Source organism: Janthinobacterium saanense (assembly GCF_014200675.1).
In the GTDB taxonomy this organism is placed as follows: Bacteria; Pseudomonadota; Gammaproteobacteria; order Burkholderiales; family Burkholderiaceae_D; genus Janthinobacterium.
Genome location: NZ_JACHCI010000014.1, coordinates 62,843 through 85,794, shown reverse-complemented (window position 1 = coordinate 85,794; position 22,952 = coordinate 62,843). Strand labels below are relative to the sequence as shown.

8 protein-coding genes are annotated in these 22,952 nt (G+C 63.0%); 4 read left to right on the top strand and 4 right to left on the bottom strand.

Going from position 1 to position 22,952, the window contains the following annotated elements:
• Nucleotides 1-242: 242 nt before the first annotated feature.
• Nucleotides 243-872 carry a LysE family translocator gene (locus HDE72_RS18460; protein WP_183743611.1) on the top strand — a complete coding sequence of 210 codons (630 nt, stop codon included), beginning with the start codon at nt 243-245 and terminating at the stop codon, nt 870-872.
• Here the strand turns inward: HDE72_RS18460 and HDE72_RS18455 are convergent.
• On the bottom strand, nt 835-1,575 hold the full coding sequence (locus tag HDE72_RS18455; protein ID WP_260176787.1) for a YceI family protein: 741 nt from the start codon (nt 1,573-1,575) through the stop codon (nt 835-837). The genes HDE72_RS18460 and HDE72_RS18455 overlap by 38 nt on opposite strands.
• Nucleotides 1,576-2,128: 553 nt before the next feature.
• Here HDE72_RS18455 and HDE72_RS18450 point away from each other — a divergent pair.
• From HDE72_RS18450 to HDE72_RS18440, 3 genes are read left to right on the top strand one after another with little or no spacing between them, the layout of a single operon-like run.
• Nucleotides 2,129-14,464, top strand: a complete 12,336-nt coding sequence (locus HDE72_RS18450) for a DUF11 domain-containing protein (RefSeq protein ID WP_183743609.1) — start codon at nt 2,129-2,131, stop codon at nt 14,462-14,464.
• Nucleotides 14,454-17,816: an Ig-like domain-containing protein gene (locus HDE72_RS18445; RefSeq protein ID WP_183743607.1), complete on the top strand. Its 3,363-nt coding sequence runs from the start codon at nt 14,454-14,456 to the stop codon at nt 17,814-17,816. The genes HDE72_RS18450 and HDE72_RS18445 overlap by 11 nt, the downstream gene beginning before the upstream one ends.
• A complete protein-coding gene (locus HDE72_RS18440; RefSeq protein WP_183743605.1) occupies nt 17,813-18,910 on the top strand; it encodes an OmpA family protein in 1,098 nt (365 codons plus the stop codon). Before HDE72_RS18445 ends, HDE72_RS18440 begins: the two co-directional genes overlap by 4 nt.
• A gap of 413 nt (nt 18,911-19,323) precedes the next feature.
• Here HDE72_RS18440 and HDE72_RS18435 read toward each other — a convergent pair whose 3' ends face one another.
• From HDE72_RS18435 to HDE72_RS18425, 3 genes are all read right to left on the bottom strand, one after another.
• Nucleotides 19,324-19,764, bottom strand: a complete 441-nt coding sequence (locus HDE72_RS18435) for a DUF2442 domain-containing protein (protein ID WP_183743603.1) — start codon at nt 19,762-19,764, stop codon at nt 19,324-19,326.
• Nucleotides 19,745-19,999, bottom strand: a complete 255-nt coding sequence (locus HDE72_RS18430) for a DUF4160 domain-containing protein (protein WP_183743601.1) — start codon at nt 19,997-19,999, stop codon at nt 19,745-19,747. Before HDE72_RS18430 ends, HDE72_RS18435 begins: the two co-directional genes overlap by 20 nt.
• A 172-nt stretch (nt 20,000-20,171) precedes the next feature.
• Complete coding sequence (locus HDE72_RS18425; RefSeq protein WP_183743599.1) at nt 20,172-22,844, bottom strand: M1 family metallopeptidase; 2,673 nt, start codon at nt 22,842-22,844, stop codon at nt 20,172-20,174.
• Nucleotides 22,845-22,952: the final 108 nt, after the last annotated feature.

Genomic DNA, 22,952 nt, shown 5'->3' with positions numbered 1-22,952 from the left:
CTCGCCTGCCGGAGCGGGGCAGGTCTGTCATGCTGGCGTGGGGATGGTTGGACTGGCATCGGTCAGGTCGGTAGTGGCGCTCGGAATGCAAGCGGCAAGCCCTGTGCATGAGATACGCCATTTTAATCGACAAGTGCCTGCTGCGCGCAAGTCGATATCATAAACACATCTATTCTCTATCGGCCTCGCGCCGTGCGCAGCGCATCCAGTATCATGGCGCTTTTTATTTGCGAGCGCGCACCATGCTGAGTCCCGAACAATTACTAGCTTTCCTGGGCGTGGCCCTGATGATTACCGCCAGTCCCGGCCCTGATAACCTGATGGTGCTGGGCGTGGGCATGTCGCGCGGCCGGCGCCAGGGCATGGCGTTCGGCCTGGGCTGCGCCCTCGGTTGCCTCACGCACACCCTGCTGGCGACCATCGGCGTGTCGGCCCTGCTGGCCGCCTCGCCGATCGCCTTTACTGCCTTGAAAGTGGCGGGCGGGCTGTATCTGGTGTGGCTGGGTATAGGCGCTATACGCAGCCGTGGCGGCGCGCGCGTCGATGGCAGCAAAGCCTTGCCCGATGAATCGCTGCGGCGTTTGTTTGCCAAGGGATTGTTCGCCAACAGTATCAATCCGAAAGTCGTGCTGTTTTTCCTGTCCTTTCTGCCGCAGTTCGTGATTGCCGGCCACGGCAGCGTGGCCTGGCAGACGGCGCAGCTGGGCCTGGTGTTTACCGCCCAGGCTTGCCTGTTGTTCGGCTTGCTGGGCTATTTTTCCGGCGCCATCGGTCTGTGGGTCAACCGCCATCCTGGCGTGGGCCTGTGGCTGGACCGCGTGGCTGGCACCATCTTCATCGGCCTGGGCTTGCGCCTGATCCTGGCGCGCTAAGCTGCTGCTTGCCATCGGCGATGGCCGTGATGCGGAAGGCCAGTTCCATCTGGTCTTGCACGGCCATCGCGCCGCCCAGGATGGCGAACGGCGTAATGCCGAAATCGCTTTGTTTCAACAGCAGCTTGCCGCTGGCCTGCAGCCTGCTGCCATCGGCCGATTCGACCATTTCGGCAGACACCGGCACCGTGCGCGTCACGCCATGCAGGGTGATGTCTGCTTCCAGCACCTTGCTATCGCCCGTGCGGCGCGCCGCGATGTGCACCCACGGATAGCGCTCGGCATCGAGCACGCGCACCAGCATATTGTGGCGCGTGCCGGCAATCGCGTCGGCGGACGGCGTCGTCGTCAACCCGGCCTTTTGCCGCAGCCCTTCTTCATCCACGCTTAATTCATCGAGACGGAACTGGAACTCGGTCCGTCCCAGGGCGGGCGCCACCGTGCCTTGCAGGGTGTGGCTGGCGATCACGTGGTCATGGCCCAGGCGCGCCAGCGGCCCGCTGCGGCGCACGGTAATGGTCAGCAGAGATTCCTGTGGGGCGATCTGCAGCACGCGTGCGTCTTGCGGCAGCGCTGGCTGCGCCGGGACCGGGACCGGGGCCGGGACCGGCGTGCTCAATGCGGGCGGCGGCGTGAGCGGGGTGCAGGCGGCAAGCAGGGCGCAGGCGCAGGCGAGCAGCGCGTGGCGGCGGATAGTGGACATCGATGACAACTCCTGGCGTGGCGTGTAGCAAAGGGTGAGGGCGCGGTGCGCAATGGCCCGATAGTAAACGATACGGCGCCGTTTCAGCCAGCTCTGCTGTGCCGCCGCGCGTCTGAATCTGGCGGCGGCCTTATGCCAGGACAAGCGGCCGATAAAGCAGGGAGAGGATGGAATTAAGAATAGTTTCCGGCGGGGAGAAACAAAGGACTTATATTGTTTTTATTTGTGTTAATTGGTGATAATTCATGTTTTATTTTGTTTTGGAGATGAAAAGCTATTCATTCGATAGTTCCTGATGATTATTAAAATAATATCTTTTTGATTTTGCGGATCGGCCAGTATATCCAAAAAATAAAATAACTTATTTGTTCTGCTAGTAATGCATGAAATTTGTTGTGGAATGTCAACGAATCATGAAAGTTGTGTTGCACGAAAGAAACCGGACTCAACTGTCGTACGCTTGAACTGTTAAGTGTTCATATCGCCATGTCACAAGATGACAGGTTGATATGCATATCTGTTCACCACAGTGCAGCATTTCATAGCGGAAAATATGACAACATTCTTCCACGGAGCGGTTGATCTTCGCAGCCGCCAGCGCCTCACTTCAGTTGCCTCTTGCTTTGGCACTGCCATTGCCGCCTTGTCCGACCGCCGCCGCCGTGTGCCTGTGCTGGTGCTGGCCGGCTTGCTGCTGGGCGCCGCTGCACCAGCCGGCGCGCAAGTGCTGTGGTCCGATTACCGGGGCACCTCGCGCGTGCCAGCCAATCCGGCTACGCCGAATTACGACAACAGTTTTAACGCGGGCACTGGCGCACGGGTGGCCAGTTTGCTGGCGCTCGACGCAAACCCTGGCCTGAACGCCGCGCGCACGGGCAGTTCGCCCCAGATGGACTGGAGCAATGCGGGAACCGGCGACGGCGCACAGTTATGCAATACGGATTCCCAGAGCACCCTCACGGCTTGTCGCAACTGGATACAGGGCCGCGTGATGTACACCCTGGTGGTATTTCCGCAGGCCGGTAATTACCAGTTTAGCGTGGCGCACGACGATGACGTGAAAGTGGATTTCTCTACGCAATATTCCACCAATTACCGCAGCGCCGTGTATAACGTGCCGGTGGGGAGTGTTTCCGATTATTCCGCGAATGAAACGGATTTCCAGAATCTGCCCGGCAATTTCAATAGCGCCACGCCGGGCGGCTGTTATCTGGCCCGCGTGCTGTGGAATAACGTGGGCGGCATTAATTACATGCATATGCGCTGGAAGCGCCCTGACGGTGTCACGGAAATCATTCCCGCTGCCCAGCTGCGCGATCCTGGCCTGGCCAGTTCGTATGCCAGTTGCACCAATAGCCGGACCGACCTGGCCGTCAACAAGGTGGGACCGGCCCAATTTTCGGTCGGCACGCCGCTGAGCTATACCGTCAAGGTGTGGAACCGGGGACCGGCCAGCAGCAACGGCGCCACCTTTTCCGATGTGCTGCCTGCCAGCTTGAGCAGTGTCAGCTGGACTTGCGTGGCCAGCGGCGGTGCTTCCTGCGGCACCACCAGCTCGGGTTCGGGCAGCAATAACGTCAACCTTACCATGGGCGCCTTGCCCGTCAATACGGCCACGGCCACTCCCGCCAGCGGCGCTTACCTGACCATCAGCATTACGGCCACGCCCGGCAATGTCGCCAGCATCGCCAACACGGCCAGCGTGACCGTCTCGCCCAACGAGACCGACCCTGACCTGAGCAACAACAACAGCACCACTACCGCCACGGCGAAGACCAATCTTTTGACAGTGATCAAGGCGCTCACGCCGGCGGCCGACCCCGGCCTGTTCATCATGAACGCGAATGGCACGCTGGGCACGGCGGCCGGCAATGGCGCGACGGCGAATGCCAGCGTGCGGGTGGGGGCGTCCGTGAGCCTGGCCGAAACGGCGGGCGCGGCGACCAATTTGCTGCAATACCAGAGCAGCTATAGTTGCGCGCGCACCGATACGGCCGCCATTGTCGCCACCGGCGCAACGGCATCGGGTAGCTTGATCATGCCCGATGCGCCCGTCACCTGCACCATCAGCAACCGCCGCCTGCAGGCAGACATGCAAGCCGTCACCACGATACCAAGCGGGCCCTACAATGCGGGTCAGAGCATCACCGTGACGGGTGTCTGCACCAATAACGGTCCCGATCCCGCCGTCACGCCGACCTGCGTGATGAGCGGCTTGCCGGTGGGCGCGACGGCAACCTGCAGCGCGCCTGGCGTGCCGTTTGGCGTCAATTCACGTATCAATTGCAGTGCCACCTTTAATTTGCCTGCCAGCGGCAACCTGGCGATCACCACCACGGCCGCCTCGGCCACGCTGGACCCGACCCCCGCCAATAATGTCGACACCAAATCGCTGGGTGTCGTCGCTGCCCTCGTGAGCGTGAAGAAAACCGTCGACAAGACCACGGCCTACGTGGGTGACACCCTGACATGGACCTTGGCCGCCAGCAATGGCGGTACGGGCACGACCACGGCGCCATTGATATTGAGCGACAGCTTGCCCGGCAACTTGAGCAATATCGTCGTCACGCCCACGGCGCCGACCACCTGCGCCGCGCCGGTGGGCAATACCCTCACGTGTAGCGTGCCGGCCGGCCTGGCGCCGGGCGCGGCCGCCCAGGTGAAAGTGTCGGCCGTGGCCACGCTCAATGGCAGTTTTATCAATAGCGTGTTGCCATCAGGCGGCAATGGCGCGGTCTGCCTGTTGCCGGCCGATTGCCAGACCAGCACCACCGTGCAAAAGCCGCTGGTCGACGTGACCACCACACTTAACGGCTTTCCCAGCGTAACGAATGCCGGCGACACCATCGGCGGCACCGTCACGTATACCAATCTGGGACCGGGCACGGCCGAAGGCGTCAGCTACACGCTGAAGTTGCCGCTCGGTGTGGCCAATGTCAGCGTGAATGGCGTGAGCGGGAGCTATAACCCGGTCACGGGTGTCATCGCGCTATCCGGCTTGCCGGTGACCCTGGCGGCGGGACAAAGCCTCAGCTTTACATTGAGCTACACGCAGCCAGTGACGAACGTTTCCACGGTGAACAGCATCATCGCCACCACGTCGGTGGAGGTGGTGAATGACTTGCCGAACACGGCCATGGTGACGGTGCCGGGTCCGAATATCCGCGTCAGCAAGAGCGCCGACAAGGCCACGGCCAACGTGGGCGATCTGATCACCTGGACCATCACGGCCCGCAACACGGGCAGCGTTGCCAACCAGGGCGTGGTGACCCTGGCCGATATCCTGCCGGCCAATCTGGTCGTGACGTCGGTCACCGCACCCGGCATGACCTGCCCGCCGCTGGCCAGTTGGCAGGCATCGAGCACGCAGAGCTGTACCATCGCTGCCGGGCAGTTGGCGGCGACCACGGGCCTGCGCACGGTGACCATTACAGCGTATGCCACGCAGGGCGGCAACCTGGCCAACCGCGTGCTGCCATCCGGCACGGACAATCCAGCCTGCAACGTGGCTGCCGATTGCCAGACGGCGACGACCGTCACCAGCCCGAAAGTGGCAGTGAGCAAGACGGTCGACAAGAACAGCGTGAATCTGGGCGGCACCCTGAACTGGATCCTGACGGCCAGCAATTCCGGCAATGGCGCCACCAAGGCGCCCATGGTCCTGAGCGATACCTTGCCAGCCGGCCTGGCCGATTTGCTGGTGGCGCCGGTGGCGCCCACCATCTGTGCGCTACCTGTGGGCAACGTGGTGACCTGCACGGTGCCGGCCGGCCTGGCGGCCGGGGCGAGTGCCAGCGTCAGCGTGACGGCGCGGCCGACCATCGCCGGCAGCCTCACCAACAATCTGCTGCCATCCGGTCCTGACAATCCAGTCTGTCTGCAGGCCAGCGATTGCCAGACGACCTCGCTCGTCACCAGCCCGAAAGTGGTGGTGAACAAAATGGTCGACAAGAGCAGCGTGAATCTCGGGGGAAGCCTGGACTGGACCTTGACGGTGAGTAATACCGGCAATGGTCCCACCACCGCGCCGGTGGTGCTGGTCGATACCTTGCCGGCCAATTTGACGGGCCTGGTGGTAACGCCGGTGGCGCCCGCCACTTGCACGCCAGTCGTGGGCAATATCCTGACGTGTACGGTGCCGGCCGGCCTGGCTGGCGGCGGCGCTTCGGCCAGCATCAATGTGACGGCGCAAGCGGCCATCGCGGGCACGTTTGTCAATAGCGTGCTGCCATCCGGCCCCGATAATCCGCTGTGCCTGCAAGCGAGCGATTGCCACACCAGCTCTACTGTCACCAGTCCGAGGGTGGCGGTGACTAAAACGGTCGACAAGAATACGGTGAATCTCGGCGCCAGCCTGAGCTGGACCTTGACGGTGAACAATAGCGGCAGCGGCGCGACCACGGCGCCGGTGCTGCTGGTCGATACCTTGCCGGCCAATTTGACGGGCCTGGTGGTAACACCTGCTGCACCCACCACCTGCGCGGCGCCGGTCGGCAATGTGCTCACTTGCACGGTGCCAGCCGGCCTGGCTGCGAATGCCATGGCCAGCGTGACCGTGACGGCGCAGCCAGCCATCGCCGGTACGTTTGCCAATAGCGTGCTGCCGTCCGGCCCCGACAATCCTGTCTGTAGCCAGGCCAGCGATTGCCAGACGACGTCGACTGTCACCAGCCCGAAAGTGGCAGTGACTAAAACCGTCGATAAAAATAGCGTGAATCTTGGCGGCACCCTGAGCTGGACCTTGAACGTCAGCAATAGCGGCAGTGGCGCGACCACCGCGCCGGTGCTGCTGGTCGATACCTTGCCGGCCAATTTGACGGGCCTGGTGGTAACACCTGCTGCGCCCGCCACCTGCGCTGCGCCGGTCGGCAATATCCTTACTTGCACGGTGCCGGCCGGCCTGGCCGGTGGCGCGGCGGCCAGCGTCAACGTGACGGCGCAGCCGACTATCGGCGGCACGTTTGCCAATAGCGTCGTGCCATCCGGTCCCGACAGCCCGCTTTGCCTGACGCCAGCCAACTGCAGCACCAGCAGCACAGTGACCAGTCCCAAGGTGGCAGTGACGAAAACGGCCGACAAGGCCACGGTCAATGTGGGCGATGCGATTACCTGGACTGTGACAGCCAGCAATAGCGGCACGGGCCCGACCACGGCGGTGATCAACCTGGTCGATACCTTGCCTGCCGGCCTGACGAATATCCAGGTCACGCCGCAAGCGCCCACCACCTGCGCCGTGCTGGCCGGGACTACCCTCACTTGCAGCGTGCCGGCAGGGCTGGGCGCTGGCGCATCGGCCAAGGTGGTGGTGAAAGCCACGGTCACCCTGGCCGGATCTGCCGTCAATAGCGTGCTGCCATCCGGTCCCGACAACCCCGTCTGCGTGCAGGCTGGCGATTGCGGCACCAGCACCAATGTGGTCAGGCTGCTGGTGGACGTGACCACCACCCTGAACAATTTCCCGCCCAATACCCAGCCCGGCGACTTGATTAGCGGCATCGTCACCTACGCCAACGTGGGCCCCGGCCCGGCCGACGGCGTGACCTACAGCCTGAAACTGACGGCCGGCTTGTCCGGCGTGACGGTGACGGGCGCAAGCGGAACGTACAACAGCGCCACCGGCGTGCTGACTTTGACGGGCTTGCCAACTGGCCTGGCCAGCGGCCAGAGCACCAGCTTCAATATCAGCTATACGCAGCCGGCCAACAATCTGTCGCTGGTGACGTCAAGCATCGCCACCACCACGCAGGAAGTGGCGAATGACTTGCCGAACACGGCCAGTGTGTCGGTGCCCGGTCCCATCATCCGCGTTAGCAAACTGGCCGACAAGCAGGTGGCCAACGTGGGCGATACGGTGACGTGGACCATCACGGCCATCAATACGGGCAGCCTGGCCAACCTGGGCGTGGTGACCCTGACTGATATCTTGCCAGCGAACGTGGCGGTCACCGCCGTGACGCCGGGCGCCGGCGTCAGCTGTCCGCCACTGGCCAGCTGGCAAGCCAACAGCGCGCAAGCGTGTACCATCGCCCCCGGCCAATTGGCGGCAGGCAATGGCAGCCGCAGCATCACGATCGCCGCGCGCGGCACTGTGGCCGGCAACCTGGGCAACAAGGTATTGCCGAGCGGCCCGGATAACCCCGCTTGCGCGCAAGCATCTTCCTGCCAGAGCACCACGACTATATTGAGTCCGCAAGTGACGGTGCGCAAGAGCGTCGACAAGAGCAATCTCAATGTCGGCGATGCGCTGACCTGGACCATCGCGGTGGCCAACAACGGCACCGGCGCCACCACCGGCGCGATCACCTTGAGCGATACCTTGCCGGCCAACCTGACCGTGGGCCAGGTGCTGCCCGCATCGCCAGCCACCTGCGGCGCCGTCAACGGTAACCAGCTGGTGTGCACGATACCGGCCGGTTTCGTGGCAGGCGCCTCGCTCAATATCGTCGTCAAGGGCGTGGCCACGGCCGCCGGTGCCTACGTCAACACGGTGCTGCCGAGCGGCCCCGACAATCCAGTGTGCACCCAGGCCGCCGATTGCACGACCAGCAGCACGGCCGTGAAATTGCTGGTGGACGTGACCACCACGCTCAATGGTTTCCCCGGCAGCAGCAACGCGGGCGATACCATCACGGGCACTGTGAGCTACAGCAATATTGGCCCTGGCGCTGCCGAAGGCGTGACGTACAGTTTGCAACTGGCCACGGGCCTGGCCGGTGTCAGCGTCACCGGCGTGTCCGGTAGTTACGATGCCGCTACCGGCCTGCTGACCTTGAGCGGCTTGCCCACCACCTTGACGGCGGGGCAGGGGCTCAGCTTCCAGCTGCGCTATACCCAGCCGGCCAGCAATCTGTCGACCGTGGTCAGCCGTATCGCCACCAGTTCGACCGAAGTGCCGAACGACCAGCCGAACGTGGCGACGGCCACCACGCCAGGTTCCATCGTGCGTGTTAGCAAGACGGCCAACAAGAGCGTGGCCAATCTGGGGGTAGACATCAGCTGGACGATTACCGCCAGCAATTCGGGCAGCCTGGCCAACCAGGGCGTCGTGACCCTGACGGATATCTTGCCACCGAATATCATCGTCACCAGCGTCACGCCCGACAGCGGCGTGACGTGTCCGCCGCTGGCCAGCTGGCTGGCCAATAGCAGCCAGAGCTGCAGCGTTGCCGCTGGCCAACTGGCGCCCAACAATGGCTTGCGCAAGATCGTGCTGACCGGCCATGCCAGTGCCGGCGGCAGCATGGCCAATCAGGTCGTGCCCAGCGGTCCCGATAACCCAGCCTGTAGCCAGGCCAGCGCCTGCCTCAGCACGGTCAACGTCACCAGCCCGGTGCTGGCTTTGAGAAAAACCGTCGACAAGGCGGCGCTCAATCTCGGCGACACTCTCACCTGGACGATTACGCTGGCCAATAGCGGCACCGGCGCCAGCACGGCCGTTGCCACCGTGACCGACACCTTGCCCGCTGGCCTGGCCAATATGGTCGTCACGCCTGTGGCGCCCACCACGTGCGCGCCAGTCGCCGGCAATGTGCTCACTTGCAGCGTACCGGCTGGTTTGAGTGCGGGCGCCACTGCCAGCGTGCAGATCAGTGCCCGCGCCACCGTGGCCGGGGCGCTCGGCAATAGCGTCACGGCTAACGGTCCAGACAATCCCGTTTGCCTGCAGGCGAGCGATTGTACGACCAGCAGTGTGGTCAATAGTCCGAACCTGAACGTGATCAAAAGCGTGGACAAGCAAGCCGCCACCGTCGGCGACACCCTGACCTGGACTTTGAGTGTGCGCAATAGCGGCACGGGCGCCAGCACCGGCATAGTCACCTTGACCGATACCTTGCCAGCTGGCTTGAGCAATATCATGCTGGCGCCGACCGCGCCGGCCACTTGCGCCGCGCCGGTGGGCAATGTCGTCACCTGCAGCGTGCCGGCCGGCCTGGCTGCGGGCGCCAGCGCCAGTGTCAGGCTGAGCGCCACGGCTACCCTGGCCGGTAGTCTGAACAATACCGTGCTGCCTGGCGGCCCGGACAATCCTGTCTGCCTGCAGGCCAGCGATTGCAGCACCAGCACGGTGGTGTCGGCCTTGCTGGTGGACGTGACCACTACCTTGAACGGTTTCCCGCCCAGCAGCAATGCGGGTGACGCCATCAACGGCGTGGTGACCTTCAGCAACGAAGGCGCTGGCGTGGCCGAGAATGTCATGTACAGTTTGCAACTGGAAAAAGGCCTGACCGGCGTATCCCTGAGTGCGGTCAACGGTGCGCCTGGCGTGAGCGGCGTGTATAACAGCAGCACCGGCTTGTATGTGCTGAGCGGCTTGCCGGCGACCCTGGTCAGCGGCCAGAGCGTCAGCTTCCGCCTGTTCTATGTGCAGCCTGGCACGAACAGTTCGCGCATTACCAGCGTGATTTCCACCACCTCGCCGGCTGTGCCGGTCGGCTTGCCGAAGACGGCCACCACCAGCTTGCCCGGTCCTCTGGTGCGCGTCAGCAAGACGGTTGACAAGGCCACGGCCGCCGTGGGCGATACCTTAACTTGGACGATTACCGCCAGCAACACCGGCAACCTGGCCAACCAGGGTGTGGTGACCCTGGGCGATGTGTTGCCAGCCAATATCGTCGTGCTCAGTGTGACGGCCGATGCGGGCGTGAGCTGCCCCGCGCTGGCCAGCTGGACGGCCGGCAGCGTGCAAAGCTGCAGCGTGGCCGTCGGCCAGCTGGCGGCATTGAATGGCAGCCGCAGCGTGCGCATCACGGGCCGTGGCAGCGCGGCAGGTCCGCTGTCGAACCGGGTCATGCCGGGCGGCACGGATAATCCGGCCTGCGAACAGGCCAGCGCCTGCCAGGCGACGACGACGTTGGCCGCGCCGAATGTGGCTGTGCGCAAGAGCGTCGATAAAACCAGCCTGAACGTGGGCGATACTGTGACCTGGACGATTACGGCCAGCAACAACGGCACGGGTCCCACCCGCGCAGCCATCCTCCTGACGGACAAGCTGCCGGCCGGCGTGAGCAATGTGCAAGTATTGTCCACGCAACTGGCCACTTGTTTGCCGGCAGCGGGCGCCATCCTCAGTTGCAACGTGACGGCCGGCCTGGCGCCGGGCGCGGTGGCGCAAGTGGTCGTCAGCGCGACGGCGACGGCGGCGGGCGCCTTGCAAAATAGTGTCTTGCCGAGCGGCACCGACAACGCCGTTTGCGTGCAGGCCAGCGATTGCCAGACCAGCAGCACGGTCGCCAGGCTGCTGGTCGATGTGACCACCAGCCTGAACGGCTTCCCCGGCAGCACCAGTGCGGGCGACCAGATTTCGGGCACGGTAAGTTTCAGCAACGTGGGTCCGGGCACGGCCGACAATGTTAGCTACAGCCTGAAACTGGCGCAGGGCCTGGTGGGCGTGAACCTGATCGGCGCGGCCGGCAGCTACGATGCGGCCAGCGGCATCCTCACCGTGACGGGCTTGCCAGCCAGCCTGGCGGCCAACGAGACGCACAGTTTTACCCTGGCGTATATCCAGCCGGCCAGCAATGTCTCGACCATCGTCAGCACCATCGCCACCAGTTCCACCGAAGTGCAGAATGACTTGCCCAACACGGCTGTCGTCACCATGCCGGGCGCGGTGATCCGCGTGAGCAAGACGGCCAGCGTGGCGACGGGCAAGCTGGGCGACAGCATTGTGTGGACCATCACGGCCATCAACAGCGGTGGCGCGGCCAACCTGGGTGTGGTGAGCCTGGCTGACATCTTGCCGGCCAATCTGACGGTCTCGAATGTGGCGGCCGATGCGGGCGTGACTTGTCCGCCATTGGCCAGCTGGCTGGCCAGCAGCGTACAGACTTGCAGCATCGCCGCCGGTCAATTGGCGGCCGTGAATGGCACGCGCAGCATCCGCATCACGGCCAGCGGCAGCGCGGAAGGTACCTTGTCCAACCGCGTGGTGCCTGGCGGTCCCGACCATGCAGCATGCGCACAGGCGGGCGATTGCCAGTCCAGCGTGGTGCTGACAGGGCCGAAAGTGGCCATCAAAAAGGTCGCCAGCCACACTACGGCCAATGTGGGCGATACCGTGAGCTGGACCATCACGGCCACCAATACGGGCGGCGGCGTCACCCGCGCGGCGATTGCGCTGGCCGACACCTTGCCGGCCAGCCTGGCCAGCGTGGTGGTCAATGCGACGGGCGCCAGCTGCAGTCCGGTGGCTGGCAATGTGCTCAATTGCAGCGTTGCGGCTGGTTTGAATGGCAATGGCGGCGTGGCCAGCATCGTGGTCACGGCCAAGGTGACGCAGGCTGGCGTGGTGGTCAACACGGTAGTGCCGTCCGGTCCCGACGGGCCGCAGTGCTTGCAGCCTGCCGATTGCCAGACCAGCACCACGGTCAGCAGCTCCAGCGTGCTGGTGAAAAAGGTGGCTGACAAAGCCACGGCGACGGTGGGCGACACGGTCAGCTGGACGATGACTGCCGCCAATAACGGCAGTGGCGCGACGACATCCGCCGTGACCCTGAGCGATGATTTGCCGGCTAACCTCGCCAATATCACGGTCACGCCGGTAGCGCCGGCCACCTGCGCTGCGCTGGTGGGCAACAAGCTGGTCTGCACGGTGCCGGCCGGCTTGGCGCCAAACGCGGTCGCGGCAGTGACTGTCAGCGCGCAGCTCAGCAGTGGTGGTGCGCTGAACAACACGGTGGTGCCGTCCGGCCCTGATGGACCGCGCTGCGCCCAGGCCAGCGATTGCACGGCTGTCACCGACGTGGCGCAGCCCGCCATCGGCGCTTCGCTGGCCGTGGGCAAGGTGACGCAGCTGTCGGCACAGGTTTATAACGTGCCTTATACAGTGGTGGTCAAGAACGTAGGCAAGGGGGCGACGGGCAATGTTCAGGCATTGGACAGCCTGGCCGCCACCTTCCCTGCACCGGCCACCTGCAGCATCGTGACGCCGCCATCGGCGCCAGCGATTGCCGGCAGCAAGCAGTTGCCGGTCAACCCGGCTTTCAATGGCGGCTGCAGCGGCAGCGACCTGCGTCTGCTGACCGGCGATGCGGCGCTGGCGGAAGGCGAGCTGACCGTGGTGACCTTCACGGTGCAAGTGACCGTGCAGGGCACGCCATTGCCGCAATACAACAACAGCGTGTTTGCCAGCTCCGTCAGCGGTGCGAGCGCCAATGCCGGTGGTGCCATCAGCCTGGCACGGGCGTTTGCGGCGCGCGCTGTGGCGGCCAATGCGCCCAATCCCGTCTACACACCGCCAGTGGGCAACGCCGTGGTCGATGCGTCGAACAATGCCGGTGCTTACGCGGGCACGGTGGCGACGGCGGCCGAGGTGGCGGCGATGATAGACAAGGTGGACCCCAACCGTAACGGCAATGCATCGGAAACCGTGGATGGCGTGCCGTTCACGGGCGAAGATACGCCGACCCCGGTGATCCTGCAGGCGCAGGTGGTGGACGTGATCAAGTCTGTTTCGTCGCAACAGCAGCTTGATGCCAGCAAGTTCGAGATCGGCTACCTGGTGCAGGCGGCCAACCGCTATCCGGCCGGCTCGCCTGCCTCGACCATGGTGCAGGTGACGGAAAACCTGAGGGCGGTCTTCCCGACGGCCACCAGCGTGCTTCTCAAGCCGGGCAGCCTGCTGGTGACGGCGCAGCCTGCCGGCGCCAGCGCCTGTAGCGCCAATCCCGATTTTAATGGCGTGACGGTGTTTGGCTTGCTGACTGGCAAGGGTGACTTGTTGCCGCAGGAAAGTTGCAGCATCGCCTTTACGGTGGTGGTGGACTTCGGCAGCGTGGCGGCGATCCCGACCGTGCCGCAACTGAACCAGGTGTATGCGAGTACCTCGCAAGGTACGGGCACGGGCGGCTTCAATATCGGCCACAGCTATATTGCGGTGAGCGGTGGTGTCGCGACGCCGGTGGCGCCTGCCGGTGCGCTGGCGCAGTCGAGCTCGGCCCATACTGCCGTCTTGCCGGCCACGCCAGGCGCCACGCCGCCCAGCTTTACACCGGTGGTGTTCAACACTCAGGACAAGCCGATGCTGTTGGTCAGCAAGATCGCCAACAAGACCACGGCCGAGCTCGGTGACAGCTTGCAGTACACCATCGAGGTGAAAAACACGGGCGTGGTGACGGCGTTTGGCGTCAGCGTGCTCGACAAGCTGCCGGCCGGCTTCCGCTACATCGACGGCACCACCACGCGCAACAATGTGGTGCAGGCCGATCCGGGCGGCAAGCCTGGTCCGCAACTGTCGTTCAAGCTCGAATCTCTGGAGCCGAACGCCAGCATCATCTTCCGCTACCGTCTGCGGGTGGGTGTCGGTGCGCTGCAGGGTGACGGCATCAACCGGGCCCAGGCGACGACCACCAACGGTCCGGCGTCGAACGAGGCGCGGGCCAGGGTGAAAGTGACGGGTGGGGTATTTACCACCGATGCCTGTATCGCCGGCAAGGTGTTTGTCGATTGCAATCACAACCACGTGCAGGATGACGAGGAACTGGGCATACCGGGCGTGCGCCTGTACATGGAAGATGGCACCAACTTCACCACCGACGTGGAAGGCAAGTACAGCTATTGCGGCATCACGCCGAACAGCCATGTGATCAAGGTCGATGGCGCTACCTTGCCGCGCGGCAGCCGCATGATGGAAGCGTCGAACCGCAACCTGGGCGATGCGCACAGCCTGTTCCTCGATACCAAGAACGGCGAGCTGATGCGTGCCGACTTCATCGAAGGTTCCTGCTCGGCCCCGGTGCTGGAGCAAGTCAAGGCACGCCGGGCCCAGGGTGAGACGCGCGGCGCGGAAACGCTGAAAAGGGGAGGGCCGGGACAGAGTTTTAGCAGCCAGCCTTTGCCTGCCGCCGTGCCATCTACCACGCCGGCAGCGGGAGGCAATCATGCGCAATAAGCCATCCCCCGTCAAGTTCGATGCCCAATTTCATGAAAAGTCGCCTATGAAGAACGATCTTCCTGCACGCAAGCGGCTGGCCATGGTGCTGGCGCTGCTGATGCTGCCGGCTGTCAGCCAGGCCCAAATGCCCTTGCCGGACAGTGTGGCCGGCCCCAGCCTTGCCCCGCCAACCTTGTTTAACGACCGCATCGGCGCGGTGGACTACAGCATCAACCGGGGCATCGCGCGCATCGTCGTCGATACGGATCAAAGCGATGTGCCGGCCGATGGCCAGAGCGCCGTCACGGTGCGGGTCACCCTGTTCGATGAGCAGGGCCAGCCGGTGAAGGGGCCAGCCCTGCTGACGCTGGAGGCGAGCGGCGGGCGCATCTTGCTGCCCGGCGCCCGGACTGACGAGCTGGGCCCGGAAGCACGCGATGCCGACAAGGTCACGCCAGGCACGCAGTTGAAGGTGGAGAATAGCGTAGCCAGTTTCAGCCTGATTGCGCCTGGCACGCCGCAAGACGTGCTGCTGCGCGTGTCGGCTGGCTCTGCAGCGGCCCAGGGCGTGATCAGTTTCTTGCCCGAATTGCGCGATATGCTGGCCGTGGGCTTGATCGACGGCATTATCAGCAAGCGCAGCCTGTCGAGCAGTTCGATTTCACCGTCGCGTTTCAATGACGGCTTTGAACGCGATATTGACCGCTGGAGCCGCAGTTTTAATAATGGCAAGGCCAACGTGGCGGGGCGCGCCGCCATGTTCTTGAAAGGCACGATACGTGGCGACGCCTTGCTGACGGCCGCCTACGACTCGGACAAGGATACGCGCTCGCGCCTTTTGCGCGACGTCAATCCCGAAGAGTTTTATCCCGTGTATGGCGACAGTTCCATCCGCAATTTCGACGCCCGTTCCAGCGACCGCCTGTATGTGCGTATCGACAAGGAAAAAAGCTATGTGCTGTATGGCGACTTTGCCACCGGCGAAGGTTTTAGCCAGATGACGGGTGGCGGCAATGTGGCGACCTTGCAGCAGCGCAAGCTGGGCCAGTACAACCGCACGGCCACGGGCGGACGCGGCCATTATGAAAAAGAGGGCATCGTCGCCAACGTGTTTGCCATCAACGACAGCCTGAAACAGGTAATCGAGGAATACCAGGCCAACGGTACTTCGGGGCCATTCGCGGTGCGCAATAACAATGGCATCGAGAACTCTGAAAAGATCGAGATCGTGGTGCGCGACAAGAATCAGAACGGCAATATCTTGCAAGTAACGCAGTTGCAGCGCTTCGAGGATTACAGCTTCGAGCCCTTCAGCGGGCGCATCCTGTTCAAGCAGGCGATTCCCGCGCTGACGGCGGCGGGCAATCCGCAATCGATACGCATCAGCTACGAGGTGGACCAGGGCGGCGAGAAATTCTGGACCGTGGGCGCCGATGGCCAGCTGCAGCTGAACAAGATGGTCTCCCTGGGCGGCGCCATCGTGGAAGACAAGAATCCGCTGTCGCCGTATAAATTGCATAGCGTCAATGCTGGCCTGCGCCTGGGCGACAACACCTTGCTGGTGGTCGAAGCGGCGCGCACCACCTCGACCAGCTACAGCGCGGGCGGCGGCATCTACACCACGCCATCGGGCCAGGCAGGAGAAATGCGCGATGACGTCAGCGGCAATGCGGCCAGGGTCGAGTTGCAGCACAAGGATGACAAGCTGGAGGCGCGTGCATACTGGAGCCGCTCGGACACGGATTTCAACAACACGGCGGCTGGCATCACGGGCGGGCGCGGCGAGACGGGCTTGAAGGCCGGCTATAAAATCAATCCGGCCGTCACCGTGTATGGCGAAGCGATCCGCAGCGATGAGCGCAGCACCGAGGCCCACCGCGATGCAGCCCGGCTGGGCGTGGCCTGGAACGCCAGCGAGCGCTGGCTGCTCGATGTATCCTTGCAGCACATCAAGGAAAGCGGCGGCCTGCCATCGACGGCCGGCATCGCGCCCAACACGGCGCCGCTGGGCACGGGCTTGAATCCTGTTGGCGGCTTTTATGGCAATGGCACGGCCAACACGGCCATCGACCCCGTCACCGGCAGCAGCATCACCACCTTTGCGCCGATTAATCCCGGCGTGGGCGGCGGCACCAGCGGCCCGCTGGACGCCACCACCGTGCGGCTGGGCACGCAATACAAGGCGACGGACCGCTGGACTTTGAACGGCGAAGTGGAAAAAAGCGTCTCCGACACCGACCAGCACCGCTATGCCCTGGGTGCGCAATACCAGTTGGCCGAACGCAGCCGCCTGTATGGACGCTATGAAAACCAGACTGGCCTGGCGTCTGCCTATTCGCTCAATCCGGCCGACCGCAGCACCAGCTTTATCGCCGGCGTGGATACCGGCTACATGCCGGGCGGCACCGTGTTTGGCGAGTACCGCATGCGTGACGCGCTCGATTACAGCCTCAGCAATCAGCGCGATCTGCAGCTCGCTTCCGGCTTGCGCAATACCTGGAATCTCAGCGAAGGCCTGGCGGCCAGCACGAACGTCGAATACCTGAAAGTCATCAACGGCCAGCAGCAGCAAGCGGTGGCCGTGGCGGCGGGGCTCGATTATTCGGCCAATCCGCTGTGGCGCGCTTCCGTCAAGCTGGAATACCGCCGCCTGTTCGACAGCAAGATTGCACCGGGCGACCAGAGCCAGGATCAATGGCTCAATACCATTGCCTGGGCGCGCAAGCTGAGCCGCGACTGGACTTTCCTGGCCCGCAACTATCTGCTGTACACGCGCAATAACGATGACGCCAGCGGCGCACCGATCGGCAATGTGCTGCAGGACCGGGCGCAGCTGGGTTTTGCCTGGCGCCCCGTGGATAACAACCGTTACAACGGCCTGGCCCGCTACGAGTACAAGACGGTGCGCGACAAGTCGCAGCTCGATGGCGACAATTACCGTGCGCACATCGTTTCCACTCACCTGGATTACCATCCCAGCCGTCCATGGTGGTTCACGGGCCGGGTGGCCGCCAAGCACAATAACGACAAGAACTTGCCTGCCGGCCAGGAAAAATACACGGCATGGCTGTTCTCGGGCCGCACCGTGTATGACATCAGCAAGAACTGGGACATCGGCGTGCTGACGGCCGTGATGGGCAGCCCGCAAGGGGGTTCGCGCCAATGGGCCAACGGCCTGGAAGTGGGCTACTTGCTGGCACAAAACCTGTGGCTGTCGGCGGGGCATAACTGGTCCGGTTTTACCGACCGCGACCTGACGGGCGCCGATTACACGGCACGCGGCCCCTATTTGCGCCTGCGCTTCAAATTCGATGAAAAGCTGTTCAAAGGCAAAGATCCTGTCATCAATCGTACCCTGGCCCGGCCATGAACCTCACCCTGTGGAAAGTATCGACCATGAAATTCACTCAAAAATTGACCTTAATATCGATGGCCAATCTGCTGGCCGTGGGCCTGGCCCAGGCGGCAACGCCCACGACTGCGCCAGCCGGGCCGCTGGCCTTGCCCGAGGCGCGTATTTCTGACCAGGCCGTGTCCGGCGACCAGCAAGCCTACCGGCTGCTGCAGGAGCGCATCAAAAAACTCAACGATGGCGGCGTGCGGGTAGGGGACTATTATCTGTCCAAGGCGCAATGCTGGCTGGACGTGTCCTACCATGAATACACGCGCAATGACCGCTCGGATTTTCCCCTGTTAGCCTTGCAGGAATCGGCAAAAATTGTTGCCGCGCTGGAAAGCGGCAGCGGTCCCAATCCCGGCGACGAGACGCCGCTGGTGAATGGCGCCACGCGCTTGCGTGAGGATTTGTGGCGTAACTTTGCCCAGTTGCACCAGTCGCCCGGCTTTGCCTGCGCGGCGCAAAAAGTGGCTTGCGGGGAAGTGGAGTTGGTGCATGCCGGCAATGAATACAAGCAACAAGGCTGGCGCCATGCCAATCCCTATGTGCAACTGGCCGAAGATGCGCAAGCGTCGGCCCAGTCCGCTGCCGCGGCTTGCCCAGTGGACCAGCCCAAGCCACCGCCAGAACCGGCACCGCCACCGCCACGCATGGAGCATGAGCGCATTACGCTGGACATGGACGCCTTGTTCCCCTTCGACAAAGCGGGGGCTCACGATTTGCTGCCGCAGGGCGCGGCAAAGATACGTGAGCTGGCGGCCCGCCTGAAGCAGGGTTATGTGCAGATCGATACCTTGTCCGTCACCGGCCATACGGACCGGCTGGGATCGGATGCCTACAACCAGGCCCTGTCTGAAAAGCGCGCACTGGCGGTGAAACAATTTCTGCGCGAACAGGGCATCGCCAACGTCATCAGCGCCTACGGCAAAGGTAAATCCGCACCGCTGGCCGCCTGCGACAAAGTGGCGCCACGCACCGCCCTGATCGCCTGCTTGCAGCCGAACCGCCGGGTAGAGATTGAATTGACGGGCATTAAGCGTGTTCCCCTGGCCGGCGACAAACCTTAAGCCAGGTCATAAGGCCGTCATATGAGGCTGTTATGATGCTTTTGTTGGCACACAGCATGCCCTGCGCAGATCACTACGTTCCGGGAGCGCTAGGATGCAGGGCATGACTCAACAGCTTAGCCGGTGAGCTCAACCATCGGCACCAGACATGCGAAGAGGGAAAAAGCAGGCGGCTTTAATGAAGTCCTAAGCCTTTAAGAAGCTCGGACTGGCATAGTACACACATGGAAGACGGAATACCCGTTCCCAAGGTTGCCGGACACCTTCACTGACCGGCACGAATTGTGTTGTTGTTGACCACCCTGTTTATCCCTGCGCTCTGATACAGCGTTTCAACCGGCTGCCGCACTGGCGAAGCCGGTTTTTTTTTGTGCTGGCATTATCGCGGTGGTAGTTCGAGGCAGGGGAGGGCTTTATGCCGGCTCCCCGGTTTTGACGGTGGCTGCCGGCGTTTTTCTTGGGCGGCCACCTGACTTGCCATTCTCCTGGGCCGCCTTGCGCTTTTCCGGCGTCGAAGCGGCGCCGCCGGCTTTGCCATTTTGCGCTGCAAGCCAGCGCCTGGAACCTAAAAAACCGTCGATCAAGGCCGGGATATACAGATCCGCATCGATCTTTGGAAAGTGTATCCCCAAGCCAGATGGACTGATTTCAATGACATCCAGATCAGCGGGGCGCGCATGTTCAAGCCCCTGCGCATTGTGCGGTGAAAATGACAGATCCAGGCCGGTATCGAAAGAAAGCACGATACGGGAAATGCCGCGATCATAGCGCGCAGCCGTCACGCCAGCATGCGCCGCTTTCTTTGCCTCCCCGTGACGATTCGCCTCAATGATTTCAGTATGAGTGATGTCCATGAATTTCTTTCCATTTAATACAAAGATGCATCATATTGACAGCCAGGGCCGCTGCAATTTTCTTCAGTACGCTTTCTGGAAACCCGTAATTCTCCCTGAGTTCCGGCGGACCTTGCTGGCAATGCAAGTTAAAAACCGCTTCACCACCGTTGCCCATGACATGCACGTGCGCAGGGCGATGATCATTGGTGTAAATGACAACGCGCAGTCCAAAAATATGCAGCACTGTTGGCATTATAGTCTAAACCCAAGCTGATTGGGTTTTTTTGGGGTTTGTGAGTTTTTAGTGTAAGGGTATTTTTTGAGGGGGTATTTGACGGGCGTCTGGTTGACGCCACGCTGAGGAGGGGTTCGGGATATACTGCCCAGGCATCAGGCAGCATATCCCTGCAAACTACTTTAAAACACTATCCAGCCTGCTTGGCCAGCCACGCATCGATTGCCGGCAAGCGCTGTTCGCGCACCGAGATGCGGTAGCGGATGCCGGCCACCGAGGTGTCGGCATCGCCGCGTGCGGTCGGCGCCAGATGGGTCTGGGCGTAGGTCTCGAGCTTGCCTATCATCGCTGCCTGGGCCGAACCGGCTGCCAGGCGCGGGAAGTAGCGGCTGCGCGAGCTGGCGTCGATGCGGGCGTTGACTTGCTCCAGATGGGCCAGCGCAAAATCGAAGGCCAGTTCCGGATGGGCGCGCGACACGCGGCTGATCATGGCCGGGCTGTTGGTGACGCCCGGTTCATCGGTCAGCGCCAGGTCCAGTGCACGGCTGGCCAGGGCCTGGTCTTTCGGCGAGGCCAGCAAGTCATACAGCTGGCTGCGGATCAGCGGCGTTTTCTCGGCCTGGGCGTCAGCGTGCAGCTGATCCCAGGTGGCGGCATCCGCATGCTGGGCGACCACGGCCAGGATGGTGCGGCGCAGCGGGGCCGGCAGCGCACTCGGGTCTTGCGTGCGTGCGGCATAACGGCGCTGCGCTTCGGCGATGACGCTACTGTCGCCCAGATCGCTCAGGGTGGAAATCAGCTGGCTGCGCAAGGTGGCGACCGTGGCCGCTTCGCCAGCGCGCGCCTGCCAACCCGTCTGGGCCAGTACCGGCGCCAGGCGGGCAATTGCCCAGGCGTCGAAACGCTGCTGGCCGCTGCTGCCGGCATATTGCTCATGCAGGTTTGCCAGCGATCCGGCGACCTTGCCCCACACTTGCGGATCGGCGCTCAAAGGCGTGGCCTTGACCAGGTCGAGGAACTGGGCGGGATCCTGGCGGCCGGCCAGGCCCAGCGACAGGCTGTCCGACAGCAGGCCCAGCTGGTCGATGGAAGCCAGGCCCGTAAAGCTGGCGGCCAGGGCCGCCGCGTTTTGCGGCGTGTAGACGGTGCGGTAGTAGCCGGTCTGGCCGGCATTGACCAGCAGCGGGCCGCAGCCTGGTACGGTCAAGGTGGCCTTGCCGTTTTCCACCAGCGCGCGCGTCTGCTGCGCGTTGCCAACGATTTGCGCGATGACGGGCACGCGCCACGACAGGGCTTTTTTGTTGTCGCGGTCCTTGGTAAATTCATCCTGGCGCAGGGTGACGGTGGTGTTGCCGGCAGAACAGGTAGCTTCGCTCACGCTGATCAGGGGCACGCCCGGCTGCAAGGTGAAGTCATGTGCGATGGCGCTGACCGGCTTGCCGGCGGCGGCATCGACTTCGCGCCACAGGTCGTCGGAGACCGTGTTGCTGTAAGCGTGCTTGCGCATATAGCTGCGCACGGCCGCGCGCCAGGTGTCGGGGCCCACATACGCTTCCAGCATGCGGATCACCGATTCGCCTTTTTGATAGGTGATGGTGTCGAAAGCCTGGCTGGCCTGTTCCACGGTGGCGATACGCTGCACCACCGGGTGCGTGGTGGCCAGTGCATCGAGGCCCATGGCCGCTTCGCGCACGCCCACGGCCGACAGCGCCGTATTCCATTCCGGGTGCAGTTTCGCGGTGGTGCGGCTTTCCATCCACGAGGCAAAACCTTCGTTCAGCCACAGGTCGTCCCACCAGCGCATGGTCACCAGGTCGCCAAACCACTGGTGCGCCATTTCATGGGCCAGGGTGGAATAGATATTTTCCTTGTCGGCCTGGGTCGAGATGGCCGGATTGAACAGCAGGCTGTTTTCAAAGGTGAATACGGCGCCCCAGTTTTCCATCGCCGCAAAGAACTGGCTGCGGCCCGGCGCGGCGATATTGTCCAGCTTGGGCAGCGGATAGCGTACGCCAAAGTAATCATTGTATTCGCGCAAGGTCCTGGCCGATTCATCGAGCGCAAAGTTGCCTTGCGCCAGCGAACCTTTTTGCGTAATCACGCCTATTTCCGTGCCATCGGCCATCGTTGTCGAGCGTTCAAAGTCGCCCAGGCCGAAGAACAGCAGATAGGTCGACATGCGCGGCGTGACGGCGAAGCTCACGCGCTTGCTGCCATTGCCCAGGTCTTCGCTAGCGGCCACGGGCATGTTGCCGACTGCCATCTGATTGCTCGGCACCGTCACGTCGAGCGCGAACGTGGCTTTGTAGTTCGGTTCATCCCATGACGGGATCACGCTGCGCGCATCCGAGTTCTCGAACTGCGTGTACAGTGCGCGCTGGTGGCCGACCGGTGTATCGTAGTCGAGCGAGAACAGGCCGGTGGCCTGGGTGCCGATCTTGCCGCTGTAGTCCAGCGCCAGCTTGTATTGCCCCTTGGCCAGCGGACGGGCGAAATGGAAGGTAGCCGTCTGCGTGGCTGCATCGATATCGATCTTGCTGGCCGTTTGTTTTTTGCCGCCAGCACCCGCGATGTCCGCATGCTGGAACGCCAGTTCCAGCGCGTTGAGCGTGATCGAGCTGGTAGGCGCGGCCAGGTCGATGGTGATCACGGCGCGCGCGGCGAAAGTGGCCGCCTGCGCGTTGGGTGTCAGCGACAGCGCATAGTGCTGTGGCGTGACGCCGCGCGGCAATTGCGTGGTGGTGGCATTGGTGGCGTCTGCCTGTTTGGCAGGGACGTTGTTGGCGGCGTAGCTATTGGCTGTTAGCGCCGTCAGCGCCAGGACGGCTGCGGCGATGCGGCTGCGGGAAAGATTGCGATACATGGAATGCCTGTTGGTCATGGGGTAAAACGCATAATGGTTTCGTGGACCGCCTGCGTCGATTATTGTGGATTATTGTGAGGAGGCGCTGGCACACGATGTCAGCGCTTC